The organism is Bradyrhizobium guangxiense (assembly GCF_004114915.1).
Taxonomy (GTDB): domain Bacteria; phylum Pseudomonadota; class Alphaproteobacteria; order Rhizobiales; family Xanthobacteraceae; genus Bradyrhizobium; species Bradyrhizobium guangxiense.
Genome location: NZ_CP022220.1, coordinates 482,344 through 497,136, shown reverse-complemented (window position 1 = coordinate 497,136; position 14,793 = coordinate 482,344). Strand labels below are relative to the sequence as shown.

At 61.4% G+C, this 14,793-nt stretch carries 15 protein-coding genes and 6 pseudogenes; 4 read left to right on the top strand and 17 right to left on the bottom strand.

Translation table 11 applies throughout. The features are described 5' to 3' along the window. Positions 1–305 precede the first annotated feature (305 nt). Complete coding sequence (locus X268_RS36835; RefSeq protein ID WP_232995657.1) at positions 306–1,874, top strand: MFS transporter; 1,569 nt, start codon at positions 306–308, stop codon at positions 1,872–1,874. A 121-nt stretch (positions 1,875–1,995) separates the two neighbouring features. Here X268_RS36835 and X268_RS36830 read toward each other — a convergent pair whose 3' ends face one another. From X268_RS36830 to X268_RS36815, 3 genes and pseudogenes are all read right to left on the bottom strand, one after another. After that, positions 1,996–2,316, bottom strand: coding sequence for a DUF736 domain-containing protein (locus tag X268_RS36830; RefSeq protein ID WP_128929802.1), 321 nt, complete (start codon positions 2,314–2,316; stop codon positions 1,996–1,998). A 553-nt stretch (positions 2,317–2,869) separates the two neighbouring features. Then, positions 2,870–3,493, bottom strand: a complete 624-nt coding sequence (locus X268_RS36820) for a hypothetical protein (RefSeq protein ID WP_313753974.1) — start codon at positions 3,491–3,493, stop codon at positions 2,870–2,872. Next, positions 3,490–4,328: pseudogene (locus X268_RS36815) on the bottom strand (DUF2493 domain-containing protein); the annotation flags it as partial. The gene X268_RS36820 and the pseudogene X268_RS36815, both read right to left, overlap by 4 nt. Positions 4,329–4,766: 438 nt before the next feature. On the opposite strand from X268_RS36815, the gene X268_RS36810 reads away from it, so the two are divergent. Then, on the top strand, positions 4,767–5,624 hold the full coding sequence (locus X268_RS36810; RefSeq protein ID WP_128929800.1) for a hypothetical protein: 858 nt from the start codon (positions 4,767–4,769) through the stop codon (positions 5,622–5,624). Between the two features lie 53 nt (positions 5,625–5,677). Continuing rightward, positions 5,678–5,809, top strand: a complete 132-nt coding sequence (locus X268_RS40635) for a hypothetical protein (protein WP_256438973.1) — start codon at positions 5,678–5,680, stop codon at positions 5,807–5,809. A 135-nt stretch (positions 5,810–5,944) separates the two neighbouring features. Here X268_RS40635 and X268_RS40980 read toward each other — a convergent pair. From X268_RS40980 to X268_RS36785, 14 genes and pseudogenes are all read right to left on the bottom strand, one after another. Further along, positions 5,945–6,234 (bottom strand): annotated as a pseudogene (locus tag X268_RS40980) (integrase core domain-containing protein). Beyond that, the gene (locus X268_RS40975; protein ID WP_371746376.1) at positions 6,191–6,436 is read right to left on the bottom strand and encodes a hypothetical protein; all 246 of its coding nucleotides are present in this window, start codon (positions 6,434–6,436) and stop codon (positions 6,191–6,193) included. The pseudogene X268_RS40980 and the gene X268_RS40975 overlap by 44 nt, the downstream one beginning before the upstream one ends. A 48-nt stretch (positions 6,437–6,484) precedes the next feature. Further along, positions 6,485–6,814, bottom strand: a complete 330-nt coding sequence (locus X268_RS40970; protein WP_371746377.1) for a hypothetical protein — start codon at positions 6,812–6,814, stop codon at positions 6,485–6,487. 317 nt (positions 6,815–7,131) lie between these two features. Then, the gene (locus X268_RS40365; protein ID WP_245478038.1) at positions 7,132–7,887 is read right to left on the bottom strand and encodes a GltB/FmdC/FwdC-like GXGXG domain-containing protein; all 756 of its coding nucleotides are present in this window, start codon (positions 7,885–7,887) and stop codon (positions 7,132–7,134) included. Between the two features lie 117 nt (positions 7,888–8,004). Beyond that, the gene (locus tag X268_RS40360; RefSeq protein WP_245478037.1) at positions 8,005–8,337 is read right to left on the bottom strand and encodes a glutamate synthase-related protein; all 333 of its coding nucleotides are present in this window, start codon (positions 8,335–8,337) and stop codon (positions 8,005–8,007) included. A 78-nt stretch (positions 8,338–8,415) separates the two neighbouring features. Beyond that, positions 8,416–8,936, bottom strand: a pseudogene (locus X268_RS40355) (glutamate synthase-related protein). Continuing rightward, positions 8,873–9,922 carry a glutamate synthase central domain-containing protein gene (locus X268_RS40965; RefSeq protein ID WP_430648444.1) on the bottom strand — a complete coding sequence of 350 codons (1,050 nt, stop codon included), beginning with the start codon at positions 9,920–9,922 and terminating at the stop codon, positions 8,873–8,875. Before X268_RS40965 ends, X268_RS40355 begins: the two are co-directional and overlap by 64 nt. A gap of 77 nt (positions 9,923–9,999) precedes the next feature. Continuing rightward, positions 10,000–10,244 (bottom strand): annotated as a pseudogene (locus tag X268_RS40960) (glutamate synthase central domain-containing protein); the annotation flags it as partial. 40 nt (positions 10,245–10,284) lie between these two features. Next, on the bottom strand, positions 10,285–10,599 hold the full coding sequence (locus tag X268_RS40620; protein WP_283818309.1) for a hypothetical protein: 315 nt from the start codon (positions 10,597–10,599) through the stop codon (positions 10,285–10,287). A gap of 76 nt (positions 10,600–10,675) precedes the next feature. After that, a pseudogene (locus tag X268_RS40345) lies at positions 10,676–11,822 on the bottom strand (glutamate synthase subunit alpha); the annotation flags it as partial. A 133-nt stretch (positions 11,823–11,955) separates the two neighbouring features. Continuing rightward, on the bottom strand, positions 11,956–12,327 hold the full coding sequence (locus X268_RS40340; protein WP_232995620.1) for a nickel-dependent hydrogenase large subunit: 372 nt from the start codon (positions 12,325–12,327) through the stop codon (positions 11,956–11,958). A 75-nt stretch (positions 12,328–12,402) separates the two neighbouring features. Further along, entirely contained in the window at positions 12,403–12,606 is a 204-nt protein-coding gene (locus X268_RS40335; protein WP_232995619.1) for a hypothetical protein, read from the bottom strand. A gap of 1,132 nt (positions 12,607–13,738) precedes the next feature. Next, positions 13,739–14,077, bottom strand: coding sequence for a P-II family nitrogen regulator (gene glnK / locus X268_RS36790; protein WP_128929799.1), 339 nt, complete (start codon positions 14,075–14,077; stop codon positions 13,739–13,741). A gap of 133 nt (positions 14,078–14,210) precedes the next feature. Next, positions 14,211–14,375 (bottom strand): Trm112 family protein, encoded by a 165-nt coding sequence (locus X268_RS36785; protein ID WP_128929798.1) that lies wholly within the window; start codon positions 14,373–14,375, stop codon positions 14,211–14,213. Positions 14,376–14,413: 38 nt separating this feature from the next. On the opposite strand from X268_RS36785, the pseudogene X268_RS36780 reads away from it, so the two are divergent. Next, a pseudogene (locus tag X268_RS36780) lies at positions 14,414–14,764 on the top strand (transposase); the annotation flags it as partial. Between the last annotated feature and the right edge of the window lie 29 nt (positions 14,765–14,793).

Below are 14,793 nucleotides of genomic sequence, written 5' to 3'. Positions count from 1 at the left end.
ATGTCAGATATGTTTTATCCCGCCTCACGGGCATTTGTTCTCGGTGCGGCAATCCGGCGCGAAGTAGGACTTCGTCACTGCAATTCTTCGGCGGGCATGGGTATAATGTGTGATTCTAAGGGATCGGTAGGACCGCGAAAAGGTCCGCCGAAAGGCAGACCTTCGTGTGTCCAGATAATTCGCTTCGCTCATTGAACGGCCCTGTCCTGGCTCCGGGCAAGCCGAAAGAGCGGTCGACGACCGAGGAAGCTGAGCCAACCTCGCCTGACCTTGAAGCTCGCCTCCACTCTGCCAAGGCCGATCGCATTACCGCCCCTCTGCGGCACCGCACGTTCCGCCGCATCTGGACCGCCAGCCTGGTGTCAAATCTCGGTAGTTTGGTACAGGGAGTCGGGGTGGCCTGGGCTATGACCGAAATGTCATCGTCAGCGGACAAGGTCGCGCTGGTCCAAACCGCTCTCGGATTGCCGGTGATGCTCATTGCGATTCCGGCCGGCGCAATTGCTGACCTGCATGACCGGCGCATCGTGGCATTGATTTCACTCGGTATTGCACTGACCGCCAGCGCTACGCTGGCGGTACTCGCTTTGCTGGGATTGCTTACGCCGGACCTCTTGCTTGGTCTCTGCTTTGCAGCAGGCTGTGGCACCGCGATGTTGGGACCCGCGTGGCAGGCGGCAGTGGGCGAGCAAGTGCCTCCACAAGCCCTGCCCGCCGCAGTTGCGTTGAATGGCATCAGCTACAACATCGCGCGGAGCGTAGGTCCGGCAGTCGGGGGTATCATTGTGGCCTCCGCCGGGACCGTAGCCGCGTTCACATTCAACACGATCTCGTTCGTGCCACTTATCGCCGCGCTCTATCTATGGAAGCGCGCAAGTGAGCGGTCGCGTCTCCCACCGGAACGGCTCGGCCATGCCATCCTGTTGGGCGTCCGGTACATCACGAACTCGCCACCTATTATGATCGTGTTGGTCCGAACGATCATATTCGGGTTGGTCAGCGGAGCTATCCTGGCGCTGTTGCCAGTGGTCGTACGTGATCGCCTTCTCGGTGGCGCGCCAACTTACGGCGTGATGCTGGGCGCCTTTGGCCTGGGAGCCATTTTGGGAGCGATCAATATCTCGCTGGTGCGCGAGCGCTTAAGTAGCGAAGCCGCCATGAGATGCTGCACGCTGTCCATGGCAGCGGGTATTGCAACTCTGGCACTAAGCCACAATCCGTTGATGGCTGCGTTCGGATTGGTTCTGGCTGGTACAGGGTGGACGTTGTCTTGGACGCTCTTGAACATCGGCGTACAGCTTTCTGCACCCCGCTGGGTTGCCGCGAGGTCTCTGGCGGCGTACCAGGCCGCCGCATCCGGCGGTCTTGCCATAGGCAGCTGGGGGTGGGGACATCTCACCGACATCGCCGGCGTTGAAACAGCGCTGCTTGTCGCAGCCTCGCTGATGCTGGCATCTCCTCTGGTCGGCCTACGATTGCGGATGCCTTCTGTTGGTGAGGGTGCCGAAGAGGGAAGCCTCCTCGAAGATCCGCAGGTGCGGTTGCCGGTCAGGGGGCGCGACGGACCTGTGGTGATCGAGATCGAATATCGGGTGGAGCAGAAAAACGCTCCGGACTTTCGGGAGGCCATGCAAGAGCTTCGGCTCGTCAGGCAGCGCAATGGCGCCTACGGTTGGTCGATCGCACAAAACATGGCAGACCCAGAAGCGTGGATCGAGCGCTATCACTTCCACACCTGGCACGACTACCTGCGCCAGCGCAACCGCTCCACCATGGCCGAGCAAGCTCTGGAAGGCGCTGTGATAAAAGACTACCACGTTGGTCCCGGCAAAGTGCGTGTCCGCCGCACGATCGAGGGTTTTGCTCGGGGATAGCTTGACGCCCGCAGTTGCGGACAACCGGCGGATGCGACCGCAGTGTCGCGTATTAGCGAGATGCTTCTCCGATGGAGATATTACCCCGCCCGGCGAACCGGGCGGGGCTTGGCGGAGGATCTCACTCGCCGTTCTTGCGCGGCCGGGACCAGAGCAGGTTGTAGCCCTCGCCACCTTCGTCGTCGAACAGGCTCGCGTAGATCGGCGCGTTGAAGGAGGGATCGTCAAGCTTGATCGAGAGGTAGTCGCGGCCCTCTTCGGAGCGCTTCGACCAGGCTGCGCCGATCTCGGCCCGACCCACATAGATGCGGTGGCTGGGCGCGTTCTCGTTGGAGCGGTTGGTCTCGGCGACGATGCGGACGCCCCTAGCCTGCAAGCTCAGCGTGACGATCTCGCCCTGGAAATCATTGCCGACCTTCTTGAAAGTTCCGATATTAGCCATCTTGCTTCTCCGTTGTGTTTCGAGCCCGCGACCACCGCGGCCTCGATGGCGATCTCAAGGGCGAGGACGATCGGCGACGCACCCGCTCGCGGGCTGAAGCGCAGCGGAGGACGCCGTTGAAGAGACTTTCTTGTCTCGCGAGGAATGGGCGTGAGCCCAGGGGAAGAAAGTCGCAGCAACGGCGTTGCGGCTCAGCCGATCGAGGCGCAGCCGGTCTTCGGCCAGATCGAGCCATCAAAGAGGCCTCGTGCGTCCGCGTGCTGAACCTCAAACCCGGGAGAAGCTTGGCGAATTTCGGTTCCTCTGCACAAGAGGTCGGAACGGTTCGGGAAGGAAGAGAAACAATCTGCGGGAATGGGCGGCATCGTCCCGGCAAAGCGGTCAAGCGGTGCGGCGGGTCCAGCCGTGGCAGCTATGTGTGCCGGATCGGAAATCTCCAGCACGTGTTCGAAGGTTTCTGAGAGGACCGTCCGCCTCCTCTGCTCTGGTGAGCATCATCCATCGTCGAGGGTGCTTATTCTGCGACCTGTTCGACGACAAAAGCGCGGAAAGTTCATCCCTCGTTTGCCGCGGCCGTGAGAACGGGGCGGGACGGCTCTCCGCCCGTCCTTTCCGGCTCGATCGGGCGGGTCTTCGAGATGAGCGTCAAGCGCGTGAATGTTGACGAGCCGATGCAAACCGCGCCCAGCCATGCGAAGACCTCGCGCCAAGCCAGCGACGGCGCTCCGATCTGTGAGAGCGCGAACACCACGTGATAGCCGGCAACGGCCGCGGGAACGACGAACACGGCCGCAATTGCAAGTCGCAGGGCCACGTGGCGGCTAAGGGTAATGGCCAGCTGGCCGGCTGCGAGTGTGAGCACAGCGCAAACTGTGCCGACGAGCAGTGCGCCGACAATGCCCGCACCGCTGTTGAACGCCATCAATCCGATATTGATCGCAACAAAAAGCGCAGCGCATAGACCGCTAGCACAACGATCAGCCAGCAAATAGGCCGATACCAGCAATATTGAGAAGAAGCCCGAGGGCGAGCATGGTGGTGGCTCCAAGGCACGCGTGTGAGCGCTCGCGCCTTCCACCACCACCGCAGCCCAGCCGCCGACGTATAAACAAAACGAGGCGGAGTTACGGCGGGTGCGGCCTCGCCACTCGTCGGTTGACGGCAAGACGGCGCTCACGCGCCGCCAAACTTCCAGACCGGAATGCCAAGCCGCTTTGCCTTATCGGCAAGGTTGTCCTGAATGCCCGTGCCGGGGAAATGCAGGACGCCGATCGGCAGCAGTTCGAGCATCGCGTCATTGCGCTTGAAGGGCGCTGCCTTGGCGTGTTTGGTCCAATCCGGTTTGAATGCGATCTGTGGCACTTGCTGGTTGCCCATTTGGAGCCGATCAGCTCGGCGCCTTTCGGTGAAGCGCTGTGCAGCAGAACCATGTCGGGATGCTTGGCGTGCACCTTGTCGAGCCGATCCCAGACGAGGCTATAGTCGTTGAAGTCGAGCCCACCGGTCAGGGCGATCTTCGGACCCGGCGGCACCATGATCTCGGTTTCCGAGCGGCGCTTGGCTGCGATGAAGTCGCGGGAATCGATTATCGCCGCGGTGAGCGTGCGATGGCTGACCAGTGATCCCGACCGTGGGCGCCAAGCAGACCCCGTGTGGACTTCGAAGCGCTCGATCGCCTGGTCGCGGAAGAGTTCGAGACAGTTGCGGCGCTCGATCAGCGAGATGCCCTCGGCGGTTAGGCGCTCAAGCTCGACCGAGCGCACTTCCGAGCCGTTCTGCTCGCGCTGGCTCTTCTGCTGCGCCTGTTCGTTGACGTCGAGCTGGCGCTCGATGCGTTCGACGGCGCGATGGAACAGGTTGACCGTCGGCCAGAGGAGATCATCGAGGTCGGGCTCCAGCCGGGTATCGCTCAATGACGCAACCAGCGCGTCAAACATGTCTGCAACAGCGCCGGTAATGATCCTGGTCTCCGGTAGCGGCCTTGGATCGGGCTGATCGTCGAAGGGACGGTATAGGCGCGACTCAGCCTCTCATTCATGCCATATCGCGCGATCTCCGCCTCGACCCTGGGGATTAGAATCAGATCGTCGTGAGTGTCGGGGATGAGCGATATTGACTGGAAATGCATAAGAACTCTCTGCGGGTTGTTCGGCGACTGATTTCAGTATCAGACGACCATTTCCCGACCGTTTTCATCATTCACGAGTTGATACACGACCGCTACAGACGATCAATGACCAGCCCTGGTAGGAATGTCCCGCAGCCAATGAGGTCCCGTCGTGCGGGCCCATTCTGGGCTACCAACTTCGGCAGGTTGATGCTTGCATTGGATTGGCATCTTGTTTCGCAGCTGCCAGCTGCCGGCGGTACTGTGCAAGCGCGCGGGCGCGATGTTTTGTAGTCGCATAGTTGGCGCAAACAATGGCACTCAGATTTGCCGTGAGGCCCTCATGCGGACAATCGTACTGGACGATCGCGGCCACGCTTGGGACGCATGTTCTTCAGCTCTGCGTAAATGTTTTCTACACTACCCAGTGACCGAATTCGATTTCCTGAGTTATCTCATCAATAATATGGGTTTCGTGACAGTTGCTCTGTTCCGCCCCGGGTCGGCACAGATACGAATCCGGTTTGAGACTGCCACCCCAGTCAGCGTTGCTGCGGCGATCAATCTTGTCAGCGACCTTGGGGTGGAGCGAATGGTCATTTCAAATTCGGTAGACCTCGCCGACAAGTTGTTTTCAACTCGTTCGCAAGCGGTCACATATATAAATCAGCGGCTAGGCGAGCCTTGCCAGCGAGCGGCGACAAACATTCGATACAGGCAGATGCCGATTGAGACTTTGGTAGGCTGCCAAGGTCCACTATCCATGCTTTTGTCCTACTGGGACTGTTCGGACCGAACCGCCGATCTGACAGCTCTGAAGAAGGCGTTGTGCTCCCCAGCCGCGGTCAGGTTCGCCGCAATTGAGGCCGTGGCTGGTCGCCTCACCATTATCGATCTCGGAGCCGGCTTCGAAATCTTCAGCAAGACCTGGCGGGAGAATGCGCCCGGCATTCCGGTTGATGAACAACCGGATTATGAATATGGGCGATGGGTGCATCGTATGTACGAGTCCGTCCTAGAAACGCACCAACCTCGCCTAGATGAGGTCGATGCCAAGATTCTTCGCCCCCATTTGAACGACAAAGTTCAGCTGTCGTACCAACGCCTGATTGTTCCTTTCAAATACGGAAGGCGAGGAGTCACTCGTCTGATCGGCGCGTCGCTAGTGAGACAATCAATCAAACTCTCCAGCGAGTCGTAGGTGACGTGCCCATTAGGCCGCCTCACATCAGGAGGTCCGCCGGGAGTCGACCAGTGATGATCATCGATGCAGTTAAACAGCTGTCAGACCTGATGAAGCAGCCCATTCATATCAAGTCTCCCCGCAACTGTTTGGTGATCACATGCCAACAGCGCGCGATTCAGCAGTTCTTACCTTCGGCTTGAGCCATAACAGCCTGGAAATCCGCAAGCATCTCGTGGCTCGGCATCCAAACGAGACGCATCGCAGTACCCCGAGCGGCGGGGCGATAAGTTGATCCTGGACAGATCAATCCTTGTATAATCGGCATGACCTGCCACTCATCCGGCAGCGGTTAGAGGCTCAGGGTTTTGTACGCTGAGCGGCGCGTGTGTAGCAGCGGACGATCGGCGGAGCTGGTCGGGTTTGCGTAACCGGTCGTCCTTGCGGTGAGTTGGACGGCATAGGCCGCTGGGTGAGGTATTTAGCGACGAGTGAGGGCGCCGGATATCGTAGTCAGCGACCCAGCGGACGATCTTGGCGCGGGTGTCGTCAAGATCGAAAACGGGGTCTTGTTCAGGAGTTCGTCACGCATCGAGCCGTTGGAGCTTTCGATGAAGCCGTTCTGCATCGGCTTTTTGGGCGCAATGAAGTACCAGTCGATGATTGTGTCCTTTGCACCAGGCAGCATGGCATTGGAGGTGAAACTCGGTGCCATGGTCGGACACGATCATCCGTAGCTTGCCCCGTCGCTCGACGAACGTCAGCTCGCGGGCGACGCGCTGGCCCGAGACCGACGTATCCGGAACAGCCCCCCGGCACTTTTTGGTCACGTCATCGACGATGTTGAGAATGCGGAAGTGCCGTCCATGCCGAACTGGTCATGAACGAAGTCCAGCGACCAGCGTGCATTGGGCCTGGCCTGCACCAGAATCGGGGCCGGGTCCCCACGGCCTTGCGGCGAGCTCACCGCTTGCGGACGCGAGTGCTTCTTCCCGATAATGCCGGTAGATCCGGCTGATCCCCCATGGCTCTGCTTCCCGTCGTAAGAGGACGAACACCCGGCGGTAGCCGAACGACCGCCGCCGCCCGGTGGCGAGATCGCGCAACCGGCCGCGCAGCTCCGCATCCAGCGGGCGGCTGGACTGATAGCGGATCATCTTCCGGTCCGCGCTGATGATTGAGCAGGCGCTCCGCACCGACAGGCTCATGACAGCCTGCAGACGGCAGCGCGCGTGGCGGGGGGGCCCCCTCCCCTTCTTTGAAAGGAGCTCGCGAAGGGCAGCCGCATCGAATCTGCTCGGCCAGAAGCTTCTTCAGCTTCGCATTCTCCTCCTCCAGCGTCTTCAGTCGCTTGACCTCGATCCGCCGCCAAGAAACACGGTCCGTCTGGCGAGGCCTAACACGCCTCAATGTTGCATCGCGATCAGTTTGATTTGGTAATTAAAGCTGTCGGCGACGGCCTTGTGTATTTACGAGGCGGTCTTCGCGCCCCACTCACCATGAGATCGTTTTCTTACGCCCCGATTTAGATTTTCGGCTCGGCGTCCGCGTTGGCGGCCAGTTCGCGCAGCGCGCGCCGGTACTCGACCGGCATCACCTTGCGGAATTTAGGCAGCCATTCCTTCCAGTTGGCAAGGATATCGGCGGCGCGCTTGGAGCCGGTCGCCTTGGCGTGGCGCGAGATCAGGACGTGAAGCCGCTCGACGTCGGAGTCGAGCAGGTTCTTGAAGACGTCGACCCGGCCATGCGCCTCGAGGTCACCGGAGTGGTTGTAGGTGCCGGCGTTGATCAGCTCTTCCGACAGCACCGGCTCGAGCTCGACCATCGACAGATTGCACAGCTTGTCGAAGTCACCGGTCTCGTCCAGCACATAGGCGATGCCGCCGGACATGCCGGCCGCGAAGTTGCGCCCGGTCTTGCCGAGCACGACCACGATGCCGCCGGTCATGTATTCGCAGCAATGGTCGCCCGCGCCCTCGACCACCGCCACCGCGCCGGAATTGCGCACGGCAAAGCGTTCGCCGGCGATGCCGCGGAGATAGCACTCGCCCTGAATGGCGCCGTACATCACGGTGTTGCCGACGATGATGCTCTCTTCCGGCACGATGCCGCTGTTGGCCGGCGGCCTGACGATGATCTTGCCGCCCGAGAGCCCCTTGCCGACATAGTCGTTGGCTTCACCTTCGAGCTCGAAGGTGACGCCCTGCGCCAGCCACGCGCCGAAGGCCTGGCCGGCAGTGCCCTTGAGGCTGACATGGATGGTGTCGTGGGCAGCCGGCATGGCCGTAGATCTTGGCGACCACGCCGACACATCGCGCCGGCAGAGCGGTTGGTGCTGTTGATTTCGGCCTCGATCTTCACCGGCGCGCCGCGGTCGAGCGCGGCGTCGCCTTCTCGATCAGCGTGCGGTCGAGCACAGCCTCCAGATGATGGTTCTGGCGCTCGGAGTGATAGATCTTCTGGCCCTTCTCTTCCTTCTGCTTGACGAAGAGCTTGGAGAAGTCGAGGCCCTTGGCCTTCCAATGCGCGACCAGCTGGTCTGGTCGAGCAGCTGAACCTGGCCGACCATCTCGTTGAAGGTGCGGAAGCCGAGCGAGGCCATGATCTCGCGCACTTCCTCGGCGACGAAGAAGAAGTAGTTGATGACGTGCTCGGGCTGGCCGGTGAAGCGCTTGCGCAGGAACCGGAGTCCTGGGTGGCGACGCCGACCGGGCAGGTGTTGAGATGGCACTTGCGCATCATGATGCAGCCGGCCGCGATCAACGGCGCGGTGGCAAAGCCGAACTCGTCGGCCCCAGCAGCGCGCCGATCACGACGTCACGCCGGTGCGGAAGCCGCCGTCGACCTGGACCACGATGCGGCTGCGCAGCCGCTCGCGGACCAGCGTCTGATGGGTCTCGGCAAGGCCGATCTCCCACGGCGAGCCGGCGTGCTTGATCGAGGTCAGCGGCGAAGCGCCGGTGCCGCCCTCGAAGCCCGCGATGGTGACATGGTCGGCGCGCGCCTTGGCGACGCCCGCGGCGACCGTGCCGACGCCGATCTCGGAGACCAGCTTGACCGAGACGTCGCCCGTCGGGTTGACGTTCTTGAGGTCGTAGATGAGCTGCGCCAGATCCTCGATCGAGTAGATGTCGTGATGCGGCGGCGGCGAGATCAGGCCGACGCCCGGCGTCGAGTGCCGTACCTTGGCGATGGTTGCATCGACCTTGTGGCCGGGCAGCTGGCCGCCTCGCCGGGCTTGGCACCCTGCGCCATCTTGATCTGCATCATGTCGGAGTTGACGAGGTACTCCGTGGTGACGCCGAAGCGGCCGGAGGCGACCTGCTTGATGCCGAGCGCATGGAATCGCCGTTCGGCATCGGCTTGAAGCGGTCGGCTTCCTCGCCGCCTTCACCGGTGTTCGACTTGCCGCCGATCCGGTTCATGGCGATGCAAGCGTGGTGTGCGCCTCGCGCGAGATCGAGCCGAAGCTCATCGCGCCGGTGGCGAAACTGCTGACGATGTCCTTGGCCGACTCGACCTGGTCGAGCGGGATCGGCTTGCGCTTTTCTTCCTCCGCGCTTGATCCGGAACAGGCCGCGAAGCGTCAAAAGGCGCTCCGATTGTTCGTTGAGGATCTTGGCGAAGGCGCGATAGCGTTCCTGCGAATTGCCGCGCGCGGCATGCTGCAGCAGGCCGACCGACTCGGCGGTCCAGGCATGGTCCTCGCCGCGGCTGCGATAGGCATATTCGCCGCCGACATCGAGCGCGGTCTTGTAGACCTGAGCCTCGCCGAACGCGTCGGCATGGCGGCGCACCCTCTTCCGCGATCTCGCCAGCCGACACCCTCGACGCGGGTATGCGTGCCGGCGAAGAACTTGCGACGAAATCGCCTTGGGACCGACCGCGTCGAAGATCTGCGCGCCGCAATAGGACTGGTAGGTCGAGATGCCCATCTTGGACATCACCTTGAGCAGCCCCTTGCCGATCGACTTGATGTAGCGCTTGACGATCTCGTAGTCGTCGAGCGAGCCGGGCAGGCGGTCCTTCATCGCGATGATGGTTTCGAACGCGAGGTAAGGATTGATCGCTCGGCGCCATAGCCGGCAAGGCAGCGAAGTGTGCACTTCGCGCGGCTCGCCGGATTCGACGACGAGGCCAACCGAGGTGCGCAGGCCCGTGCGGATCAAATGATGATGCACGGAGGCGCAGGCCAGCAGCGAGGGGATCGGCACCCGGTCGGTGCCGACCATGCGGTCGGACAGGATGATGATGTTGACACCTTCGCGCACGGCGACTTCCGCGCGTGCGCAGAGCTCGTCCAGCACCTGGTCCATACCCGCCGCCCGAGGCCGGCGTGGAAGGTGGTGTCCAGCGTGCGCGACTTGAAGTGCGACTCGCCACTCGGGATCGAGCGGATCTTTTCCAGGTCCGCATCGGTCAGGATCGGCTGACGCGCTTCGAGGCGCTTGGTGGTGGCCATGCCCTGCAGGTCGAACAGGTTCGGCAGTGGCCCGATGATCGAGACGAGGCTCATCACCAGCTCCTCGCGGATGGGGTCGATCGGCGGTTGGTGACCTGTGCGAAGTTCTGCTTGAAATAGGTGAACAGCGGCTTGGCCTTGTCCGACAGCGCCGAGATCGGCGTGTCGTTGCCCATGAGCCCGCGGCTTCCTCCCCCGTGGCCGCCATTGGCGTCATCAGGATGGCGATGTCTTCCTGGCTGTAGCCGAACGCCTGCTGGCGATCGAGCAGCGACAGGTTGGAGCGCACGCCCGTGGTCGGGACCTTCGGCAGCTCTTCCAGCACGATCTGGGTCGCTCCAGCCACTCCTTGTAGGGATGGCTCTTGGCGAGCTCGGCCTTGATCTCGTCGTCGGGAATCAGGCGGCCCTGTTCGAGGTCGACCAGCAGCATCTTGCCGGGCTGCAGGCGCCACTTGGTGATGATCTGGTCCTCGGGGATGGTCAGCACGCCCATTTCGGACGCCATCACGATGCGGTCGTCCTTGGTCACGAGATAGCGCGCGGCCGAATCCGTTGCGGTCGAGCGTGGCGCCGATCTGGCGGCCGTCGGTGAAGGCGATCGCGGCCGGGCCGTCCCACGGCTCCATCAGCGCGGCATGATATTCGTAGAAGGCGCGGCGCTTCTCATCCATCAAGGGATTGCCGGCCCACGCCTCCGGAATCATCATCATGACGGCGTGCGGCAGCGAGTAGCCGCCCTGCACCAGGAATTCGAGCGCGTTGTCGAAGCAGGCGGTGTCCGACTCCCTCGTAGGAGATCGGCCAGAGCCGGCTGATGTCCTTGCCGTACAGCTCGGAGCTCACCGAAGCCTGGCGCGCCGCCATCCAGTTGGTGTTGCCGCGCAACGTGTTGATCTCGCCGTTATGCGCGATCATGCGATAGGGGTGCGCCAGCGACCAGGCCGGGAAGGTGTTGGTCGAGAAGCGCTGATGCACCAGCGCCAGCGCGCTCTCGAAATCCTTCTCGTGCAGATCAGGGTAGTACTTGCCGAGCTGGTCGGCGAGGAACATGCCCTTGTAGATCACGGTGCGGCAGGACATCGAGCAGGGGTAATAGCCTGCAAGGCCGCGGTCGCGGCGCTGGTAGATCGCCTGCGAGATCGACTTGCGCAGGATGTAGAGCCGGCGCTCGAACTCGTCCTCGGTCTTGGCAACGCCATTGCGGCCGATGAACACCTGCATGCAGGCAGGCTCGGTCGGCTTCACGGTGACGCCGAGCGAGGAATTGTCGGTCGGCACGTCGCGCCAGCCGAGCAGGGTCAGGCCCTCCGCCTTGATCTGGTCGGCGATGATGCTCTTGATGACGTTGCGCCAGGCGGTGTCGCGCGGCATGAACAGCGCGCCGATGGCGTATTCACCCGGCGCGGGTAGCTCGAACTTGTTCTCCTTGGCCTTGCGGCTGAAGAAGGCGTGCGGGATCTGCACCAGGATGCCGGCGCCGTCACCGGCGCGCGGGTCGGCGCCGACGGCGCCGCGATGCTCGAGATTGCAGAGGATGCTCAGCGCATCCGAGACGATCTCATGCGACTTCTGGCCCTTGATGTTGGCGATGAAGCCGACGCCACAGGAATCCTTCTCCAGGCTCGGATCGTACAGGCCTTCGGCTTTGGGGCGGGAATTGTGTTCCTGAATCGGATCGGTCGTTTTCGAGGCGACCGTCGCCGACAGCTCTTCTGCCACGATGTTTCCGCGCTCGAATTGCGACCCGTTCATTGTATTCCTCTTTCGACATTGGGTGCACTCCAACTAGCCAGTTCGCATGCGGGTTCTTGCCGCCGTAACAGCACGTGGAGTTTGTCGACGTCCTTCTAGAGATCGAGCGCCTGCAGGCAATGTGCCACCGCCATTAGGTTCGCCTACGGCGAAAGCTTGTACGCTGGGTGCCTCGAAAATGCGCTCTTGAATGGATCGAGTTTCTTTGTTTGCACGAGCCTGGTGAGCCTGGTGAGCAGTAACGCGACGAATGAGATCGATTGCGCAAGTGCTGAGGCCGCCTTGGCGTCAGCCTCGACTGCGAAGACCGCGCCGACCGAAGCCAGCCCAATCCAGAGCATGCACGTGACAAAAAATGCACGAGATAGTCATGCATAGTTGCATGATGTAACAGGTTTAAACTGGGAATCTCCCGGATGACGATGCCAAGCGGTTCACTACTGCGCGCAGGTGCCGGCGCGTGCGTGCCGGTACAGACCCAGCAAATTCGCTCGGTGAACGCCAAGGCATCGCGCGCCCAATACCACGCCGCATCGTCTCGTTGAGACCGCGTTGCGGATCACATTATCGGAATCGACATTCACCTCGATAAGCAGGTGAATTCGATCCTGGTCAGCGGATCGACAAGATCGCCCTCGCTGGAGTTACCGAGCGTGAATCGGTTGGGCGTCTGAATGCCCATCATTGTACTCTCTGAGTTCGACTGAATTCGTGGGCGGCGCTTCCGCGCTTGCTCGTAAGGCATTTCAGCCCCATCACATGCCGCATGGACGAACGTCGCCATGGTGTTCTCAATACCGAATTGCTGCGCACTCTGGTCGAGCAAGCGTTAGGTGGTTTCCCCTTGCAGCCATTTTGTAGAGGCAATAGCCCTTGCTAGCCTGCTCGTCGTCCATTCTCGGCCAACCGGCCGGCATCGAAATGCCCGCGACGTTAGCACTTGTCTGGATGCGGTGGATTGTCTTGAGCCGCGAGGTACTTGGCCCTTACATTTGGCCCGCATTTGCCGGAAAGATTGCCTCGGGTTGGCCTCCAGCGGCCGCCATGATAGCCCGTCGCGCCGAGCGAGATCATCGACAGCCCCGCTTCCTTAAGCGGCGGTTTGCGATGATCCGCATAAAGCTCTCCAGGCAGCAAGTGCACTTGAGCCCGTGCATACAGATTACGCAGATGCGCAGCTTGGTCTTAAGAGCTCAGGCAGTACGGCGGCTACGAGCTGTCAAAGCCCGAGGCTCGCTGCAGCGGGACGGCATAAGTTGTGAAAACTTCGCCGCGTGATGCTCTGGCGCCTGGACTGAATGTCGAAACGCGCCGACGTTGTTCGAAGGACTTTGCAAGAAGTTGACCATCGTAGCTTGGCACTCTCCTCTACATGCATGCCCGGGAGCTCGCGAGGGTACAATCTCATGGTCGAAGCATTCTTCTCCCGCGCCTCATTGTCGCGGGAAGCGGTCAGATGTGGCGCTCATCACGAGAATGCCCAACGCTCAAAAACATCATCGCCGACCGCCACACGGCCGCCCCGTTTCCGTCGGAACGCAAACGCGCCTACTGTCTGGAACGTGCCAAACTGTTGGCGAACGCGACGGTACCTTTAGTGACACGGTCCGCAATGCGGCGCATAGGCGATCTGCTGAACAGCACGACGTGCTGCTCAGCAATCGGCCCGAGTTCCTCCGCCGCATTGAAGGAATGCTCCCGACGCGATGCTTCCGGTTCCGAGAAAGCGATCGAGGGCCAGCTCTAGCGAGTGCGGCGCCGGTTTGCGCGATCGGACTACAGCGCCCCGAGCCGCTGTCGATAGGCCGCGGTGCATCTCGCGAAAAACACGGTTCCGATCCGGAAGAACTGCGCGCGAACTGGCACGGCACCACACCGAAGCTCGGGTTATCGAAAGGTAGATCCAGGCCGCGAAATCAAAGGGCCGCGGCGTCGGTCTCTCCGGTGCGGATGCGGACCGCGTGGACGAGATTGATGACGAAGATCTTGCCGTCGCCGATCTGCCCGGTTTTCGCAGCGGACGTGATGGCCTCGATGGTCTTGTCGACCTGATCAGAAGCGACAGCGACCTCGATCTTGATCTTGGGCAGGAAGTTCACGGCATATTCGGCGCCGCGATAGATTTCCGTATGGCCCTTCTGACGGCCATATCCCTTGACTTCTGTCACCGTGAGACCGTGAACACCAATGTCGGTCAGGGCGTCACGGACGTCTTCCAGCTTGAATGGCTTGATAATTGCCATAACCATTTTCATGGGTTCTATCCCCGCTTGGGCCCGGCCCGGAAGTGGCCGGGCGTTTCTCGACTTGTTCGCCACGACGGTAAAGTTTCACTACCCGAGCACCCAGGCTCTTGAGATCAAATCCCGTGCCAGATCGCCGCTTTGCCTAACGGATTATGAAAACGGGCGGGTCAGCGAACTTGCGCGATCGCGAGATCAGCTCCTGCTTGGCCGAGCCAAATTCCAGCGGGTCCTTAGTCAGCGGGCAGACGAGGATCTGCAGCAATTTTTGATCGAACACTATTTCAGGGCGTTCGGCGGACGCTGACATCGGCGTCTCCGGCATTGCCTCTAACAACGCCCCGGCGCATGCCGGCAAAAAAGTGGACGCCGCGTCGTCTCAGCGTTCATTGCTACTGCGTTTGCCCAGACGATGCGGAGACAGAAAAGGCGCAATGGTGCAAGGTCGCCGACCAGCTCCGCCAAAATTGCCCAAGCTTGCGCGCTTGCTGGCGAGGCTTGGACCGATGTGCTGGCCTATGTGACCTTCTCGCCGCAGCCCCGGACCAAGCAGCACTCCACCACCCAATCGAGGACCTTAACGACGAGATTAAGCGGTGCACCGAGGTGGTCGGCATCTTCCTGAACGAAGACGCCATCGTACGCCTGATCGGCGCGATCCCGCTCGAGCAAAATAATGATGAATGGGCCGTCCAACGCGGCTGTTGCATGACTCTGTAAACCGCTGC